We start from the raw sequence: 16,226 nt of genomic DNA on the forward strand, positions 1-16,226 counted from the left end.
AATCCAACTATACGAGGGTGTACCGGAAAAACGGTGCACCCTCTTTTCTTAATGTTTCTTAGCAGCAATGTATTCCTTCTGCCCTACCCCATATTGCTTAATGAAACATTTATCAAAGTAGGAATGACTGTTAAAGCCTACTTCTGATGCTACCTGGTTAATGCTTAGTTAGTGGCTTTGCGGGTAACTTGTGTGGCATAGCAGGGTTCTCAGGATAAAAATGTATGGTATGGGTAATTTACCAATAAATGGGACAATCTTCTCATTTTAATAAATATTCAATAATTAACCCCCGTAACTTGTTATTTTTATGATGTAAGTGATTATCAATTAATTTACAGGTAATAATGAAAATAAGAGAATCGATTATCCGGAATTGTTTTATGCTTGGAATTGCAGTTCTTGGAGGAGTAGCACCGGCCATAGGACAAACACAAAAGGCCGTTGCGCTGTACAAAAATCCCGCTGCCACAGTGGATAACAGGGTGAAGGATTTATTGAAGAGGATGACACTGGAAGAGAAAGTAGGGCAGCTATGTACCCTGCTGGGCTGGGATATGTATGAGAAGAACGGGGACTCGGTGGGAGTAAGCGCCGCCTTTAAAGATGTGATTGCAAAAAGACATATCGGTAGCTTCTGGGCCACTTTAAGGGCCGATCCCTGGACGAAAAAGACGTTAGAGACCGGGTTGTCTCCTAAGTTGTCTGCGATGGCGACCAATGCTTTACAGAAATATATGATAGAACATACCCGCCTGGGTATTCCGTTGTTCCTGGCTGAAGAATGTCCGCATGGGCATATGGCCATCGGTACAACGGTGTTCTCTACTTCTATAGGACAAGCCAGCACCTGGGACCCTGCACTGATCAAAGAAATGGCGGGCGCTATTTCTCAGGAAGCGCGTGTACAGGGTGCGCATATTGGTTACGGGCCGGTACTGGACCTGGTGCGTGAGCCCCGCTGGTCGAGGCTGGAAGAAACCTACGGCGAAGACCCTTACCTGATTGGACAGATGGGTATTGCTATGGTAAAAGGTTTCCAGGGAAATAACATTAACAGCGGTGTGAATGTGATCTCTACACTTAAACACTTTACAGCCTACGGATCTCCTGAAGGAGGGCATAATGGCGGCATTGCGAATACCGGAAGCCGTGAACTGAACACCTCTTACCTGCCGCCTTTTAAAAATGCTATACAGGCGGGAGCATTGTCTATTATGGCTTCTTATAACTCTATAGATGGAGTGCCTTGCAGTTCCAATTCTTTCCTGTTGAAAGATGTATTGCGTAAACAATGGGGGTTTAAAGGATTCAGTGTTTCTGATCTGGGGGGGATTCCCGGTCTGAAATCGAACCATCATGTAGCGGCAGACATGGAAGAAGCAGCTACATTATCTATGAACGCGGGATTGGATGCAGACCTGGGTGGAGAGGCTTATGGAGATGCATTGATAAAAGCTGTGAATGATAAGAAAGTAACAATGGCTACTATTGATACAGCAGTAAGCCATGTACTACGACTGAAATTTGAAATGGGCCTTTTTGATAAACCTTATGTAGATGTTGCGACAGCAGAGAGAACAGTAGGTACAGCAGCACATAAGCAACTGGCAGAAAAAGTAGCTGCGGAGTCTATCGTGTTACTGAAGAATGAGAATGGCACCCTGCCTTTGAAAAAGGCTGTAAAGAACCTGGCGGTAATAGGCCCGAATGCGGATAACATGTATAATCAGTTAGGTGATTATACTGCTCCCCAGCCGGAAGAGAAGATCGTTACTGTGCTGAAAGGTATACAGGCAAAGATATCTTCAGATACAAAGTTGAAATATGTAAAGGGATGTTCCATCCGCGATACCTCCAGGGCAGGTATGGACGCAGCCGTAGCAGCAGCAAAAGATGCAGATGCGGTGATCCTTGTGCTGGGTGGTTCCAGTGCACGTGATTTCGCCACGTCTTACCAGAGTACGGGTGCAGCGGTCGTGAAATCAGCAGAGAATGCAGTGAGTGATATGGAAAGCGGAGAAGGGTTTGACAGGGTAAGCCTGGACCTGATGGGATTACAGAATGAACTGATGCAGCGGATCGTCGCCACGGGCAAACCGGTGATCCTGGTATTGATAGAAGGCCGTCCGCTGAATATCAACTGGGCAGCGCAGCATGTTCCTGCTATTGTAAATGCATGGTATCCGGGTCAGGAAGGAGGAACGGCGGTAGCCGATGTGTTGTTCGGTGATTACAATCCTGCAGGACGCCTGCCGGTTTCTATCCCTAAATCAGTAGGACAGCTACCTGTTTATTACAATTATAAGAGCGCTTCCCGGCATGATTATGTAGAAATGGATGCCAGGCCGCTTTACAGCTTTGGCCACGGATTAAGCTACTCTACGTTCGATTATAAGCAGCTTGGTATAGATGTACAGGAGAAGGCCACACTGAAAGTAACGGTGAAGCTCCAGGTAAAGAATACAAGTGCGGTGGCAGGGGATGAAGTAGTTCAGTTATATCTGCGTGATGATGCCAGCTCTGTGGTGACTGCTGTGAAGCAACTGAAGAAATTCCAGCGTATTCATTTACAGGCGGGAGAACAAAAAGAAGTAACTTTTGAGCTGTTGCCGGAAGATCTGATGTTGCTGAACATACAGAATAAGTGGGTAGTTGAACCGGGCAGTTTCACTGCGATGGTAGGGGCTTCTTCAGAAGATATCAGATTAAAGGAAACCTTCCAGGTGAATAAGGCAGTAGAAATAAGTAAGTAACCGTGATGCATTAAAGCTCCGTGTTTGTAGCGGCACATTAAACAACAAAACACAGACTCCGTAAAAGTCCCCTACCATTTGCGATTTAGGGGACTCTTACGGAGTCTGTTAAAGGGGATATAAATATTGCTACAAACACGGGGCTCCTGACGGAGCCTATTTGTTTTGTTACAAATACGGGGCTTCAGAGCCCAATTGGAGCGTATTTAATTAAACATCGGTAAACTGCCGGTCGTTTGTTGTTTTTCAGGAATACCAACAATAAAGGTAGCACCATTATCTATTTCACTGGTAGCTTTAATAGAACCATGATGCTGTTCCATTATCTTTTTACAGATGGATAAACCTATGCCGGTCCCCTCTATTTCATGATAGCTGTGCAGACGTTTGAACACGATGAAAATATCATCTGAATACTGGCTTTCGAAACCAATACCGTTATCTTTTACAAAGATCCTGTAATAGTAACTATCTGCAATTTCAGGATGTTTCTCCTGCTCCGCATAGATATGTATTTCTGGTGTTACTTCCTTCTTTCTGAATTTAATTGCGTTGCTGATGAGGTTATAAAATACCTGCTGCATTAAGACAGGGATAACGAAAACTGCCGGTAAAGGATCTATAATGATACGGGCATTTGTTTGCTGGATCTTTATTTCCAGTTCATTGACCGCCTCCTTCACAATATCGGTGAGATCAGCAGGTACGAAGTCGCCACCCTGAATAGAATGCCTGGAAAAGCGTAGGAGGTCACTTACCAGTTGCTGCATGCGGATAGTGGCATTGGTGATCTTCATTACATATTTATCAACATCATCTGTGTTTGTTTTCTTCTGAATGATCATATCACTGAACACACGGATTTTACGCAGGGGCTCCTGTAAGTCGTGAGACGCGATGTAGGCAAACCTGTCCAGTTCTTCATTGACTGTTTTCAGGTGAATATTGTTCTGTATCAGTTGCCGGTTTAATTCTCTTATTTTCCGCTCAGAGGCTTCCCGTTCTTCAATCTCTTTCTGGAGAGAGGCATTGGTGTTCAGTAGCTTTTGTTCCTGTGCAATGAGTGACTGTGTTTTGCGATAAAGCTCTACGAAGAGGCCCACCTTAATCCTCAGTAATTCCGGGTTCACAGGTTTATAAATGAAATCAACGGCCCCTACCTTGTAACCTCTGAAAATGGCTTCGTCTTCATTGTGCGCAGTAATGAAGATGATAGGCACATTTTTCAGTTTATCCCGCTGATAGATGAGCGCGGCTGTTTCGAAGCCGTTCATATCCGGCATTTGTACGTCCATCAGTATCAGGGAAAAATCAAATTCCTTTAATAATATTTTCAATGCAGCTCTGCCGGAGTTCGCTTTTACTATGATATAACTCTCCCTTTCCAATATGGATTCTATAGACATCAGATTATCAGGCCTGTCGTCTACGACTAATATTTTAATTGGATCTTGTTGTTCGAGCACCTTTGAATTTTTTCGAATGAATATTACCTATATAACCATACCCGCATTAAAGATAGCAACTGGTCTATTTTCAACGGTTTGGTGATATAATCAGAGGCCCCTGCATCGATACATTTCTCCCTGTCGCCTTTCATTGCTTTTGCGGTTACTGCAATAATTGGCAACGCGCTGTTCTTATGTTCCCTGCGGATTTTCTGCATTGTTTCATAACCATCCATTTCCGGCATCATGATATCCATCAGTACCATATCTATCTGGTTGTTTTCACTCAGGATATTGATGGCTTCTTTTCCACTTTCTGCTGTAATAGTGTTGATGTTATAACGTTCAAAAGCTGTGGTGAGGGCAAACAGGTTACGTACATCATCATCTACTACCAGTACATTTTTATGGATCAGTACATCCTTTTGTGAACGAAGATCTTCGATGAGCTGTCTCTTCTCCGGTAACAGAGCATTATGATTGATGTGCAGCTGCATAATGGTTTCTTCCAGTAGCAGGTCCAGAGAATTAACGCCCTTCAGCAGTATTTTATTGGCGTACTGTTTCAGTTTCGACTTTTCTTTATTAGAGAAATCTTTTGCAGAATATACGATTACAGGTGTGGCATTATACCTGTTCATCGTATTGATATTGGCCACAAATTCGGCTCCTTCAATATCAGGTAACATATAGTCTGCTATGATACAATCATATGAATATTTATTTATCAGATCAATCGCAGCTTTCCCGTTCTCCGCAAACTCCATTTCTATCAGGTCTCCGTTATTCAGCATCCTGGCTATCTGGGAGGCATCCGGTTCATTGTCTTCCACGACCAGCACTTTCTTCTGCTTACGGCTATCGAGTTCTATAATATTGTTAAACAGTATAGTTAGCGCTTCCGTTTTCAGCGGTTTTAAGTTAAAGCTGCGGGCCCCACGCTGCATGGCCAGTAACCTGTTTTCTTCTCCTGATATCAGGTGGATAGGAATATGCCGCAGATTGATGTCGTTCTTAAACAGATCAAGTACCCTCCATCCGCTGGCATCCGGTAATTTTACATCGAGTGTAACTGCTATCGGGTTGAACTTGTTGGTGAGATCAAATACTTCTCCGAAGGTGGTAGCTACCACTACTTTAAGGCCCATCTCATGTGCCTTTTCCTGCATGATCTTGGCAAAGCGGACATCATCTTCCACTATCAGCACTACCCTGTCCGTATCAAGAATATGTGTTCTGTCATCACCAATTTCATTGATGATCTCATTTAATCCTTCAAGATCTTTAGTATCAGAAATTTTGAGAGAAGGGATTGTCTGAATCAAAGCGGGATTGTAATTGTCATCTCCCAGTTTATATCCGCTTACACTTACGGTAAGACTGCTTTGTTTTTCTTTTCGGATAGAAGAAGGATTGTAGTTGAGCGGCAGGAAGAGCGTAAATGTACTACCTCTGCCGGCTTCACTTTCCAGTTCAATGGAACCACCTAACAGGTCGGCAAGACCGCGACTGATGGATAATCCAAGACCGGTACCACCATACTTACGGCTGGTAGAACCTTCTGCCTGCTGGAATGCTTCAAAGATGATATTCTGTTTGTCTTTGGAGATACCGATACCGGTATCCTTGATCTCGAAAGCCACTACACGGTCTGCAGCATCCAGGCTGTAATTCAAGAGTTTCCAGTTGCGTTTTGCTTCGTAAATGCGGAGTCTTACTTCTCCTTTATCAGTAAACTTGAACGCGTTGGACAACAGGTTCTTGAGGATCTGATTGAGACGCTGTACGTCTGTTTCCAGGCTCTGTGGCAGTTGTTCATCCATATCAATACCAAAGCGTAAGTTCTTGCTTTCAGAGATATGTTTGAAGGTCGTTTCCACGAATCCGACCACCTCGTTGAAGCGCACCTTGATGAAGTCTGTAGAAATGTATCCGGACTCAATCTTGGAGAGGTCAAGGATGTCATTGATTAATTGAATAAGGTCATCTCCGCAGCTGTGAATGGTTTTCGCATAACGCACCTGTTTTTCATTCAGGTTACCATCATGGTTTTCGTAGAGCTGCTGTGCTAAGATTAAGAGGGAGTTCAGCGGCGTACGTAACTCATGCGACATATTCGCAAGGAACTCTGATTTGTATTTGGAAGTCAGCTGCAACTGTTCTGCTTTTTCTTCCAGCGATTTTCTCGCTTCTTCCACCTCTTTGTTCTTCTCTTCTACTTCCTCTTTCTGTTTTACCAGCAGGTGCGCTTTATCCTGTAACTCTTCATTCGTTCTTCTCAACTCATCGGCAAGGGACTGTGATTGTTCCAGGAGGTCTTCTGTTCTGGAGTTCGCCTCGATGGTGTTCAGTACGATACCGATACTTTCTGTCAGCTGACTTAAAAAGTCCAGGTGAGTCTGACTGAATGAATCAAACGATGCCAGCTCGATAACGGCTTTGATCTCTGTTTCAAAGAGTACCGGTAATACGATCAGGTTAAGCGGTGCCGCTTCTCCTAATCCGGAAGTGATTTTAATATAGTTGGAAGGAACGTTTGTTAAGAGTATTCTTTCTTTTTCTACTGCGCACTGTCCTACCAGACCTTGTCCCAGAGAGAATTCGCGGGACATGCTGACTTCATCTCCGTAGGCATATGCCGCAAAGAGTTTGAGTTTAGGATTTTCCTGGTATTCTTCCTGTTCAAGGATGTAGAACATACCTTTCTGTGCATTCACCACCTGGGCAAGCTCTGAGAGGATACGGCGGGTTACCGTGTTCAGGTCTTTTTGTCCCTGCAACATCTGGGTAAACTTTGCCAGGTTGGATTTCAGCCAGTCCTGTTCCTGGTTACGCAGGGTTGTTTGTTTCAGGTTGGCGATCATCTGGTTGATGGTATCTTTCAGTTCTTCCACCTCACCTTTCGCATCTACGCGGATCATCTGGGTAAGGTCACCTTTCGTTACGGCGGAGGCCACATCAGAGATCGCACGCACCTGGGTGGTAAGGTTTGCCGCCAGCTGATTTACGTTCTCTGTCAGGTTCTTCCAGATACCGGAAGCACCAGGAACGCTTGCCTGTCCGCCCAGTCGTCCTTCAACACCCACCTCCCGGGCCACGTTGGTTACCTGGTCGGCAAATACCGCCAGGGTATCGATCATTTCGTTAATGGTTTCTGTGAGCTGTGCCACTTCTCCGCGGGATACGATGGACAACTTCTGTTTGAGGTTGCCGGTAGCCACGGCGGTCACTACTTTCGCAATACCGCGCACCTGGTTGGTAAGGTTGGAAGCCATCATGTTCACGGAGTCCGTTAAGTCTTTCCATGTACCGCCCACACCCTGTACTTCTGCCTGTCCGCCGAGTTTACCTTCTGTACCTACCTCACGTGCCACACGGGTTACCTCGAAGGCGAAGGAGTTCAGCTGGTCCACCATGGTATTGATGGTATTTTTCAGATCGAGGATTTCACCTTTAACGTCTATCGTTACTTTCTTGGATAAGTCACCCGAAGCCACCGCTTTGGTTACCTCGGCGATATTACGCACCTGGGAAGTAAGGTTACCCGTCATCTGGTTTACGGAGTCTGTTAAATCCTTCCAGGTACCCGCCACGCCCGGCACGAATGCCTGACCACCCAGTTTACCATCGGTACCCACCTCACGTGCCACACGGGTTACCTCCGAGGCGAAGGCGCGGAGCTGGTCCACCATGGTGTTCAGCGTTTCTTTCAGCTGGAGGATCTCTCCGCGTACGTCCACCGTGATCTTACGGGACATATCCCCGTTTGCCACGGCGATAGCCACATCAGCGATGTTACGTACCTGTGCTGTCAGGTTGCCCGCCATCTGATTCACGGAGTCTGTTAAGTCTTTCCATGTTCCCCCTACGCCCGGCACGTTTGCCTGTCCGCCGAGTTTACCTTCCGTACCTACTTCACGTGCCACACGCGTTACCTCGGAGGCAAATGCGCGGAGCTGTTCCACCATGGTATTGATGGTATTTTTCAGTTCCAGGATTTCACCTTTAACGTCTACTTCAATTTTACGCGATAAGTCTCCGTTTGCCACCGCAGTAGTTACTTCCGCAATGTTACGCACCTGGGAAGTCAGATTGGACGCCATGATATTCACGGAGTCTGTTAAATCCTTCCAGAGACCTTCCACGCCGGGTACATCTGCCTGACCGCCCAGTTTACCTTCGGAACCTACCTCACGTGCCACGCGGAATACTTCCGAACCGAATGCATTCAGCTGGTCCACCATCGTATTGATGGTATTTTTCAGCTCCAGGATTTCCCCTTTTACGTCCACGGTGATCTTACGGGAGAGGTCACCTTTTGCCACGGCGGTGGTTACCTCGGCGATGTTACGCACCTGCGCAGTGAGGTTGGACCCCATCTGGTTTACGGACTCTGTTAAGTCTTTCCATGTACCACCCACACCCTGCACTTTCGCCTGGCCGCCCAGCTTACCTTCTGTACCTACTTCCAGTGCCACACGGGTTACTTCAGAGGCGAAGGAGTTCAACTGGTCCACCATGGTATTGATGGTCTTTTTCAGTTCAAGGATTTCTCCGGCCACGTCTACGGTGATCTTTTTGGAAAGGTCACCATTTGCCACGGCGGTGGTTACTTCGGCGATGTTACGCACCTGGGCTGTCAGGTTGGACCCCATCTGGTTCACGGAGTCTGTTAAGTCTTTCCATGTACCGCCCACGCCCTGCACTTTCGCCTGACCGCCTAATTTACCTTCTGTACCTACTTCCAATGCCACACGGGTTACCTCAGAGGCGAAGGAGTTCAGCTGGTCCACCATGGTATTAATGGTGTTCTTGAGTTCAAGTATTTCTCCGCGTACATCCACGGTGATCTTACGGGAAAGGTCACCTAATGCCACCGCGGTGGTTACGTCGGCAATATTACGTACCTGTGCCGTCAGGTTACCCGCCATCAGGTTCACGGAGTCTGTTAAGTCTTTCCACACGCCCCCTACGCCTTTTACTGTAGCCTGACCACCCAGTTTACCTTCGGAACCCACCTCGCGGGCCACACGGGTTACCTCGGCGGAGAAGGAGTTCAGCTGGTCCACCATGGTATTGATGGTGTTTTTTAGTTCCAGGATTTCTCCTTTTACGTCCACGGTGATTTTACGGGAGAGGTCACCTCTCGCCACGGCGGTGGTTACCTCCGCGATATTACGTACCTGGCCGGTAAGGTTGGAGGCCATCTGGTTCACGGAGTCTGTTAAGTCTTTCCATGTACCGGCCACCCCTTTTACTTCAGCCTGTCCGCCCAGCTTACCATCCGTACCTACCTCACGGGCCACACGGGTCACCTCGGAGGAGAAGGAATTGAGCTGGTCCACCATGGTATTGATGGTATCTTTCAGTTCAAGGATTTCTCCCTGTACGTCTACTGTAATCTTTTTAGAAAGGTCGCCTTTTGCCACGGCAGTGGTTACATCAGCGATGTTACGCACCTGGGCTGTCAGGTTACCCGCCATCTGGTTTACGGAGTCCGTCAGGTCTTTCCAAACACCGGCCACGTCTTTTACCTTGGCCTGTCCGCCCAGTTTACCTTCGGAACCCACCTCACGGGCCACACGGGTCACCTCGCGGGAGAAGAGGTTCAGCTGTTTCACCATCCCGTTTACCTCGGTAGCAATACGTGCAAATTCCCCTTGCAACAGGTGGCCTTCAATTTCCAGGGGCATTTCCTGGGAAAGGTTTCCTTTTGCAACGGAGCTGATTACGTGTGCTATTTCGATGGTAGGATGTACAAGGTCGGATATGAGGGTATTGATTGAAACAACCGCTGTGTTCCAGGAACCACGTGCTGTACGGGGCATCTGTACACGGTGGTTCAGCCGGCCCATTTTCCCGATTGTATTACGGGCCAGGGTCAGTTCTTCAACCAGGGTTTCATTGAGAGAAATAATATCATTAACCGTGTCACAAATTTTGCCGCTCAGGCCGATACTGTCTATGGACATCCGGACAGAGAAATTTCCGTTTTTAACCTCAGATAATACCTGTAACAACTGCCGGGCATCCAGTTCATCGGACAGTGGTTCGTACGTTCTTGTGGAATCCTGTGGAGCTTTTTCCACACTATTAACAGGCCGAGCGTTTAGCCCAGCTGACTTTTTCCGGGTAGCCATTATAAAGGTATTAGAGTATTAAGGACTATATCCTGGTAATGTATTCTTTTATGGTGCTCAGTTATGATATTAAAAATCTTTATACATTGTGCATGTTGTTACATATACATCATAACTTTGAAGTAGTAATTTTGTGGTATTTTTACAAATAATACATTAATCAGATGCAATTTTTAGGCCATTCAAAGAGGCTGATTCTTCTTGCAGAAGACGATATTGATGACCAGGAACTGCTTGAAAATGCATTTGGGGAAATAGATCCTTCCTGGCAGTTGGTATGTATACCCAATGGCAGAAAGTTCATCAAATATCTTGATACTATTCAGGACGTAGATCTTCCCGCTTTGCTTATACTTGATTATAATATACCGGAGCTGACAGGTGTGGAGATAGTAAAGGAATTGAATGATCATGCCCGCTATCTCGCTATCCCTAAAATCATATGGAGCACTTCCAGTTCACCCGTATTTAAAGCCATGAGTATTGAACTGGGTGTAGCAGACTATATTACCAAACCGAGCGATCTGGCGTCTTTCCTGACTATCGCCAGGCATATGTTGTCATTTGTGAAAGAATAAACCAGGGTATTATAATTTCAGATTTTAAAATTAACTTGTGTGTGATAACACATTGTAAGTTTTCCATTGCCCTAATTTTCCATTGAACCGATAGTAACCTTGCCACGAGCCCCGAAACGAAACATTATTGGTAGATAACAACAATTCCGCATGCAAAACATTGCAATTCAAGGAGATAAGATCATCCCTATATTAGACCATAAACCCGAAGGCGCCGGACTTTGGTTACAGGCAACCTATAACATTCAGAGTAGCCAGAGAGGAGGCATTACCGAAATACATAAAATCGGGCTGGACAAAAATGACCTGCTGGAATTTGTGTTTGATGATAACACTACCTGGCTTTGTGGCAGTGATACGCTGAATATACTGTTCCCTGAAGCCGTCCCTGCCGCTAACCGCTCCGGAGAGGACAACACTTTCCAGATCCCTTCTTCCATAAAAGCAAGTGGGGCCGACAGGGGTATTGCAGGCGATATCGTGATCAGGCTCATACATCACTTTGTGAAAACAGACCTTGATACCAGAGTAGCTGAGATTGCCACCCGCATAGAGGATAAAAAACTTGAGAATAAAACAGGGCTATACCTGCTGGACAGTAACTTCCAGATGCAGCCCTTTAAACCTGCCGATGCAAACAAACCGTACCTGCTTTTCCTGCATGGCACTGCTTCTTCTACCACCGGCTCTTTTGATAAATTAAAGGGAACACCTGAATGGGCAGAAATATGCCAGACCTATGGTCGTAATATCATCGCATTCCAGCATCGTTCATTGACAGAAAGCCCCTTGCAGAATATATCTCAACTGGTGGCACAATTGCCGGATATAGCGACCCTGCATCTCGTGAGTCATTCACGTGGTGGACTATTGGGAGAGATCCTTTGCCGCTTCAGTATTACAGACGATCATAACAAAGGCTTCTCAGCGGCAGAAATAACACTGTTGAAGAAAGAAGGCCGGGACGGAGACATTGAGAATATCAATAAAATCCAAGCGGCTCTTGCCACGAAAAAGATCAGCGTAGCTAAATTCGTTCGCGTTGCATGTCCCGCTGCAGGTACTACGCTCGCCTCCTCGCGGACGGACTACTTCTTCAATATCATTGGTAACCTCACCGGCTCAGATTCATTCCGGGAACTGATAGCGGCTGTTGTCAACACTAAAAATGATGTGAATGTGTTGCCGGGCCTGGAAGCAATGGACCCTGAATCTCCTTTTATTAAAGTGCTGAATGATGCTACTTTCGATGGATTCATAGAAAGCCCGTTGTCAGTCATCTCCGGTAACTGTGGTTTAAAACCGGGATTAAAAGCATTGCTGATCATAGCCGTTAAACTGTTTTTCAGACGGGATAATGATCTTGTTGTGAACACCGGTTCTATGTACCAGGGGTCTAAAAGGACAACCAACCTTCAATATTTTTTTGATAAGGCAGATGATGTAGACCATTTTAGTTATTTCGGGAATCAGGCTACCGTAACGGCGCTCAGTAATGCATTAAAGCAGATAGGTAATGCACCTGTTCCGGGATTCTCCACGATGACCAGAGAAGAGGCGCTTGCGGCAAGAAGTCTGATCGAATCAGGTGCACTCTTCATGGATCATGTAACAGGTAAACGTCCGATCGTGATACTCATGCCCGGTATTATGGGCTCTAATTTGAGTATCGGGGATGATAGGATATGGATCAACTACCTGAATTTTATTACCGGTGGACTGATGCAGTTAGAATCAGGTCCGATTACCGCAACCTCTATTGTTGCCACTTCCTACAGAAAACTGGCAAATTTTCTTAATGATACTTATGACGTTGTTACTTTTCCCTTCGACTGGCGGCTGCAACTGAACGAATGCGCAACATCGTTTAATAATAAGGTAGAGGAATTATTAAAATTCAATCAGCCGATAAAAATCATCGCACACTCTATGGGTGGAGTGGTGGTAAGAGATTTTATTGTTACAAATCCGGAGAGATGGAAACAACTAAGAGATTCATCCGGCTTTCAGCTGTTATTCCTTGGTGCACCACTGGGAGGCTCTTTCCGCATTCCCAATGTATTATTTGGCAGAGACCCTATCATCGTTAAACTCAGCCTGATCGATATTATCCATACGAAGAAAGAACTCTTACAAGTATTCTCGCAATTACCGGGTATCCTCAGTCTGCTGCCGCTTTCAACAGATGGTGATAACGATATGGGCAGCGATGCTATATGGGCGAAAATGAAAGCAGCATTTGGTGATGATGACTGGCCTGTTCCATCAGATAAACCACTGGAAGATTTCAGGGCATACCGGGATGCTGTTAACAAAACAGTTATAGACTACAAAGGCGCTGTTTACATTGCAGGACACGACAGGGCAACTCCTTATAGTTACCAGATAGACGAAACCGGACTTACATTCCTGAGCACGAGTGAAGGTGATTCAAGTGTAACATGGGATTCCGGTATTCCGCAGCAACTGATCAAAGCAGACCAGGTGTATTACACGGGGGTAACGCATGGACAACTGGCGAATGATAACAGTCTGTTCGGTGGCATAGCAGATATCCTTTCCGACGGCAGGACCAGCTTACTGAGTAAGCAAAGACCCGTCATGCGTGGTGAGACAGAAAAAGTGTTCAGAACACCCGACATGCACAATTTTGATCTTTCAGCAGCAGGTGTAGAAAATACTATTCTCGGTACGGACACAGAAACTCCCGAAGAGGAGGGCAATGAAATACCCGTGAAGGCGTCTGTCAGTCAGGGTGATCTTTTGTATGCAGCTTATCCGTTGTTAAACGGGCACTTTAAAGGGGATGGTATATTATATGCAGAAAAAGCAATTGATAGCTACCTGAAAGGTGCATTAACCAAAAGGCATAAACTGGGTTTATATCCCGGCACTATAGGCAGCAGCGAAGTATTACTGACACCTTATCTGAAGTTAAAAGGTGCACTGGTTGTGGGATTAGGTGAAGCCGGTACCCTCACTGCATATCAACTCTCGCTGACGGTAGAACAGGGTATCGCCAATTATTTATTATTCCTGGAGAGTAATAATGAGGTCCCTGCAGTAATAGGAATCTCTTCATTGATCATTGGCTGCGGTTATGGCGGATTAACTATAGAGAATTCTATAAGAGCCATCTTACAGGGTGTACAAAGAGCGAATACCAAAGTAAGAAAATTACAGGGGCGGAATGCAAGGGTAGTAAGCCATGTGGAGTTTATAGAGAAATATGAAGACCGTGCACTGAATGGCTGTTATGCACTGCATACTTTACAACGTGAAAACAGCCGGTCATTTGCTATAGATATTGACAATGACATTAAAACGTTGTTAGGACGGGAAAGACGGGTGTTAAAGGACCAGGCAGAAGGCTGGTGGACACGTATCACCGTACAGCTGATCAACAAAGAAGGAGAAAGCGATAAGATAAAGAGATTGCAGTTCAGCGCCTCTACAGGTGGAGCAAGGGAAGAACAGAAACAGCTTTCCAGCAGTCTGGATATTATATCATCCCTGATCAAAGAAATCTCTACCAGCAATGAGTGGTCGAGGGAAGCGGCAAAAACGCTTTTTGAATTGCTGATCCCCAATGATTTTAAAGAGCAGTTTAAGAAACAGGCAAATATCTGCTGGATACTGGATGAGAACACGGCCGCTTATCCGTGGGAACTATTGCATGACGGGCTTGTCGATAACGAGCCCTTGGCAGTTAATGCGGGCATGATCCGTCAGTTAGCGACAAATAAATACAGGTTGACCATCAATGCTGTTACAAAAAGAACCGCACTGATTATTGCAGATCCACAGACAAAAGGATACCTGCCTTCATTACCGGCAGCATTCAAAGAAGGAAAACGCGTAGCTGAGATCCTGAGAGAAGAGGGATTTGACAATAAAGAGATGATCCAGCAATCCTCTTTCAGTATTATAAAGGCACTCTTTGCAGATGATTACAAGATCATTCACATGGCAGGGCATGGCGTATATAACAAGGAATCCCCCGAAGCATCCGGAATGGTCATAGGAAATAAGATCTTCCTGTCTACCCGCGAGATCGGGCAGATGAGTACAGTGCCGGAACTGGTATTTGTGAACTGCTGTTCCCTTGGAGAAGTAGATGGTGTGGAAGAGCAGTTCTACAGCGAACGTTATCAGCTGGCCGCCAACATTGGTGTGCAACTGATCCAAAATGGCGTGAAAGCGGTGATTGCGGCAGGATGGGCCGTAAACGATGATGCAGCATTTGATTTTACAGACCAGTTCTATACCGCCATGTTCAGTGGTTGCACTTTCGGGTACGCTATACAAACAGCCAGGAAGTACATTTATGAACACTACGATAAAAGCGAAAATAATACCTGGGGAGCATACCAGTGTTATGGTGATCCTTTCTACAAACTGACAGACGTATTGTACAGAGGGCCGGAGGAAACAATCAGTTTCGTCATGCCACAGGAAGCAGAAGATGCGTTATTCAACCTGCTGAATAAAGTGGAGATGGGAGAACAGCCCGTAGAAGAATACCTCAAAAAACTGACGGCTATCTCAGCAGCTGTAGACAAAGCAGGCTTACGCAATACGGCCATCACGGAAAATGAAGCAATGATCTATGCGGAACTGGGAGAATACGATATGGCAGTGGCTAAATTCGAGCAGTTACTGAAAGCAGAGAATGCTGCATTCTCCTTGCTGGCAGCTGAAAGTTATTGTAATATCAGTTGTAAAAAATGTATATCAGATATTCTGCTGTTCCCCAAGGACAGAACAAAGCTGATTGACAGGTTTAACAATGTGGTGGCATACCTTAGCAGTTTAACGAAACTCTCAGAAACCGCAGAAAGATATATGTTGCTGGGCCATGCCTTTAAATACAAGGCGATGTTCGCGACAACCAACGAGCAGCGGAAAAAGGCATTACAACAGGCAGGAGAATATTACCAGAAGGCTACCGGCATCAATCATACCGTATCTAATGAGGTCTGCGCACTGGAAACGGATATCCTGCTGGCTTTAATGAATGGGACTACCGCAGGCATTGACGTGGAGAATAAGCTGAATATATTCCTGCAACAGGATAGAACGCCTTTAGAAATATTTAATATTAAACTGGTGGTACTGTTGATACAGCCTTCAACTGATATGCAGGGTGCTTTCAATATGTTGTATTACACCGCAGGATCACCCGGAAAGAGATGTATCGTAAAGGAACATCTTCAATTCCTGTCTATGGCCTTATCCTGGTGTAACCAGGCTGAGGGGAAAGACTCAATCGATAAATTAATAAAAGATTGGGTATAGTCAGCT

The 16,226-nt window shown here is 45.7% G+C and carries 6 protein-coding genes; 3 read left to right on the forward strand and 3 right to left on the reverse strand.

What is annotated here, in order from left to right:
* Positions 1–48: 48 nt before the first annotated feature.
* A complete protein-coding gene (locus GO495_RS32745; RefSeq protein WP_420808923.1) occupies positions 49–162 on the reverse strand; it encodes an AraC family transcriptional regulator in 114 nt (37 codons plus the stop codon).
* 221 nt (positions 163–383) lie between these two features.
* Between GO495_RS32745 and GO495_RS19560 the strand changes: the two genes are divergently transcribed.
* Positions 384–2,756, forward strand: a complete 2,373-nt coding sequence (locus GO495_RS19560) for a glycoside hydrolase family 3 N-terminal domain-containing protein (RefSeq protein ID WP_240915267.1) — start codon at positions 384–386, stop codon at positions 2,754–2,756.
* 206 nt (positions 2,757–2,962) lie between these two features.
* Here the strand turns inward: GO495_RS19560 and GO495_RS32540 are convergent, their stop codons facing one another.
* Both GO495_RS32540 and GO495_RS19570 read right to left on the reverse strand, forming a co-directional pair.
* Positions 2,963–4,222: a sensor histidine kinase gene (locus tag GO495_RS32540; RefSeq protein WP_338075448.1), complete on the reverse strand. Its 1,260-nt coding sequence runs from the start codon at positions 4,220–4,222 to the stop codon at positions 2,963–2,965.
* A 23-nt stretch (positions 4,223–4,245) separates the two neighbouring features.
* The gene (locus GO495_RS19570) at positions 4,246–10,293 is read right to left on the reverse strand and encodes a HAMP domain-containing protein (protein ID WP_338075449.1); all 6,048 of its coding nucleotides are present in this window, start codon (positions 10,291–10,293) and stop codon (positions 4,246–4,248) included.
* A gap of 215 nt (positions 10,294–10,508) precedes the next feature.
* On the opposite strand from GO495_RS19570, the gene GO495_RS19575 reads away from it, so the two are divergent.
* Complete coding sequence (locus tag GO495_RS19575) at positions 10,509–10,922, forward strand: response regulator (protein WP_157301400.1); 414 nt, start codon at positions 10,509–10,511, stop codon at positions 10,920–10,922.
* 150 nt (positions 10,923–11,072) lie between these two features.
* The gene (locus GO495_RS19580; RefSeq protein ID WP_157301401.1) at positions 11,073–16,220 is read left to right on the forward strand and encodes a CHAT domain-containing protein; all 5,148 of its coding nucleotides are present in this window, start codon (positions 11,073–11,075) and stop codon (positions 16,218–16,220) included.
* The last annotated feature ends 6 nt before the right edge of the window (positions 16,221–16,226 follow it).

The organism is Chitinophaga oryziterrae (genome assembly GCF_009758125.1).
GTDB classification, from domain to species: Bacteria; Bacteroidota; Bacteroidia; order Chitinophagales; family Chitinophagaceae; genus Chitinophaga; species Chitinophaga oryziterrae.

Coding starts and splice junctions, on each gene's coding strand:
- GO495_RS19580 (WP_157301401.1), top strand. CDS start 11,073: ATGCAAAACATTGCAATTCAAGGAGATAAGATCATCCCTATATTAGAC.
- GO495_RS19560 (WP_240915267.1), top strand. CDS start 384: ATGCTTGGAATTGCAGTTCTTGGAGGAGTAGCACCGGCCATAGGACAA.
- GO495_RS19575 (WP_157301400.1), top strand. CDS start 10,509: ATGCAATTTTTAGGCCATTCAAAGAGGCTGATTCTTCTTGCAGAAGAC.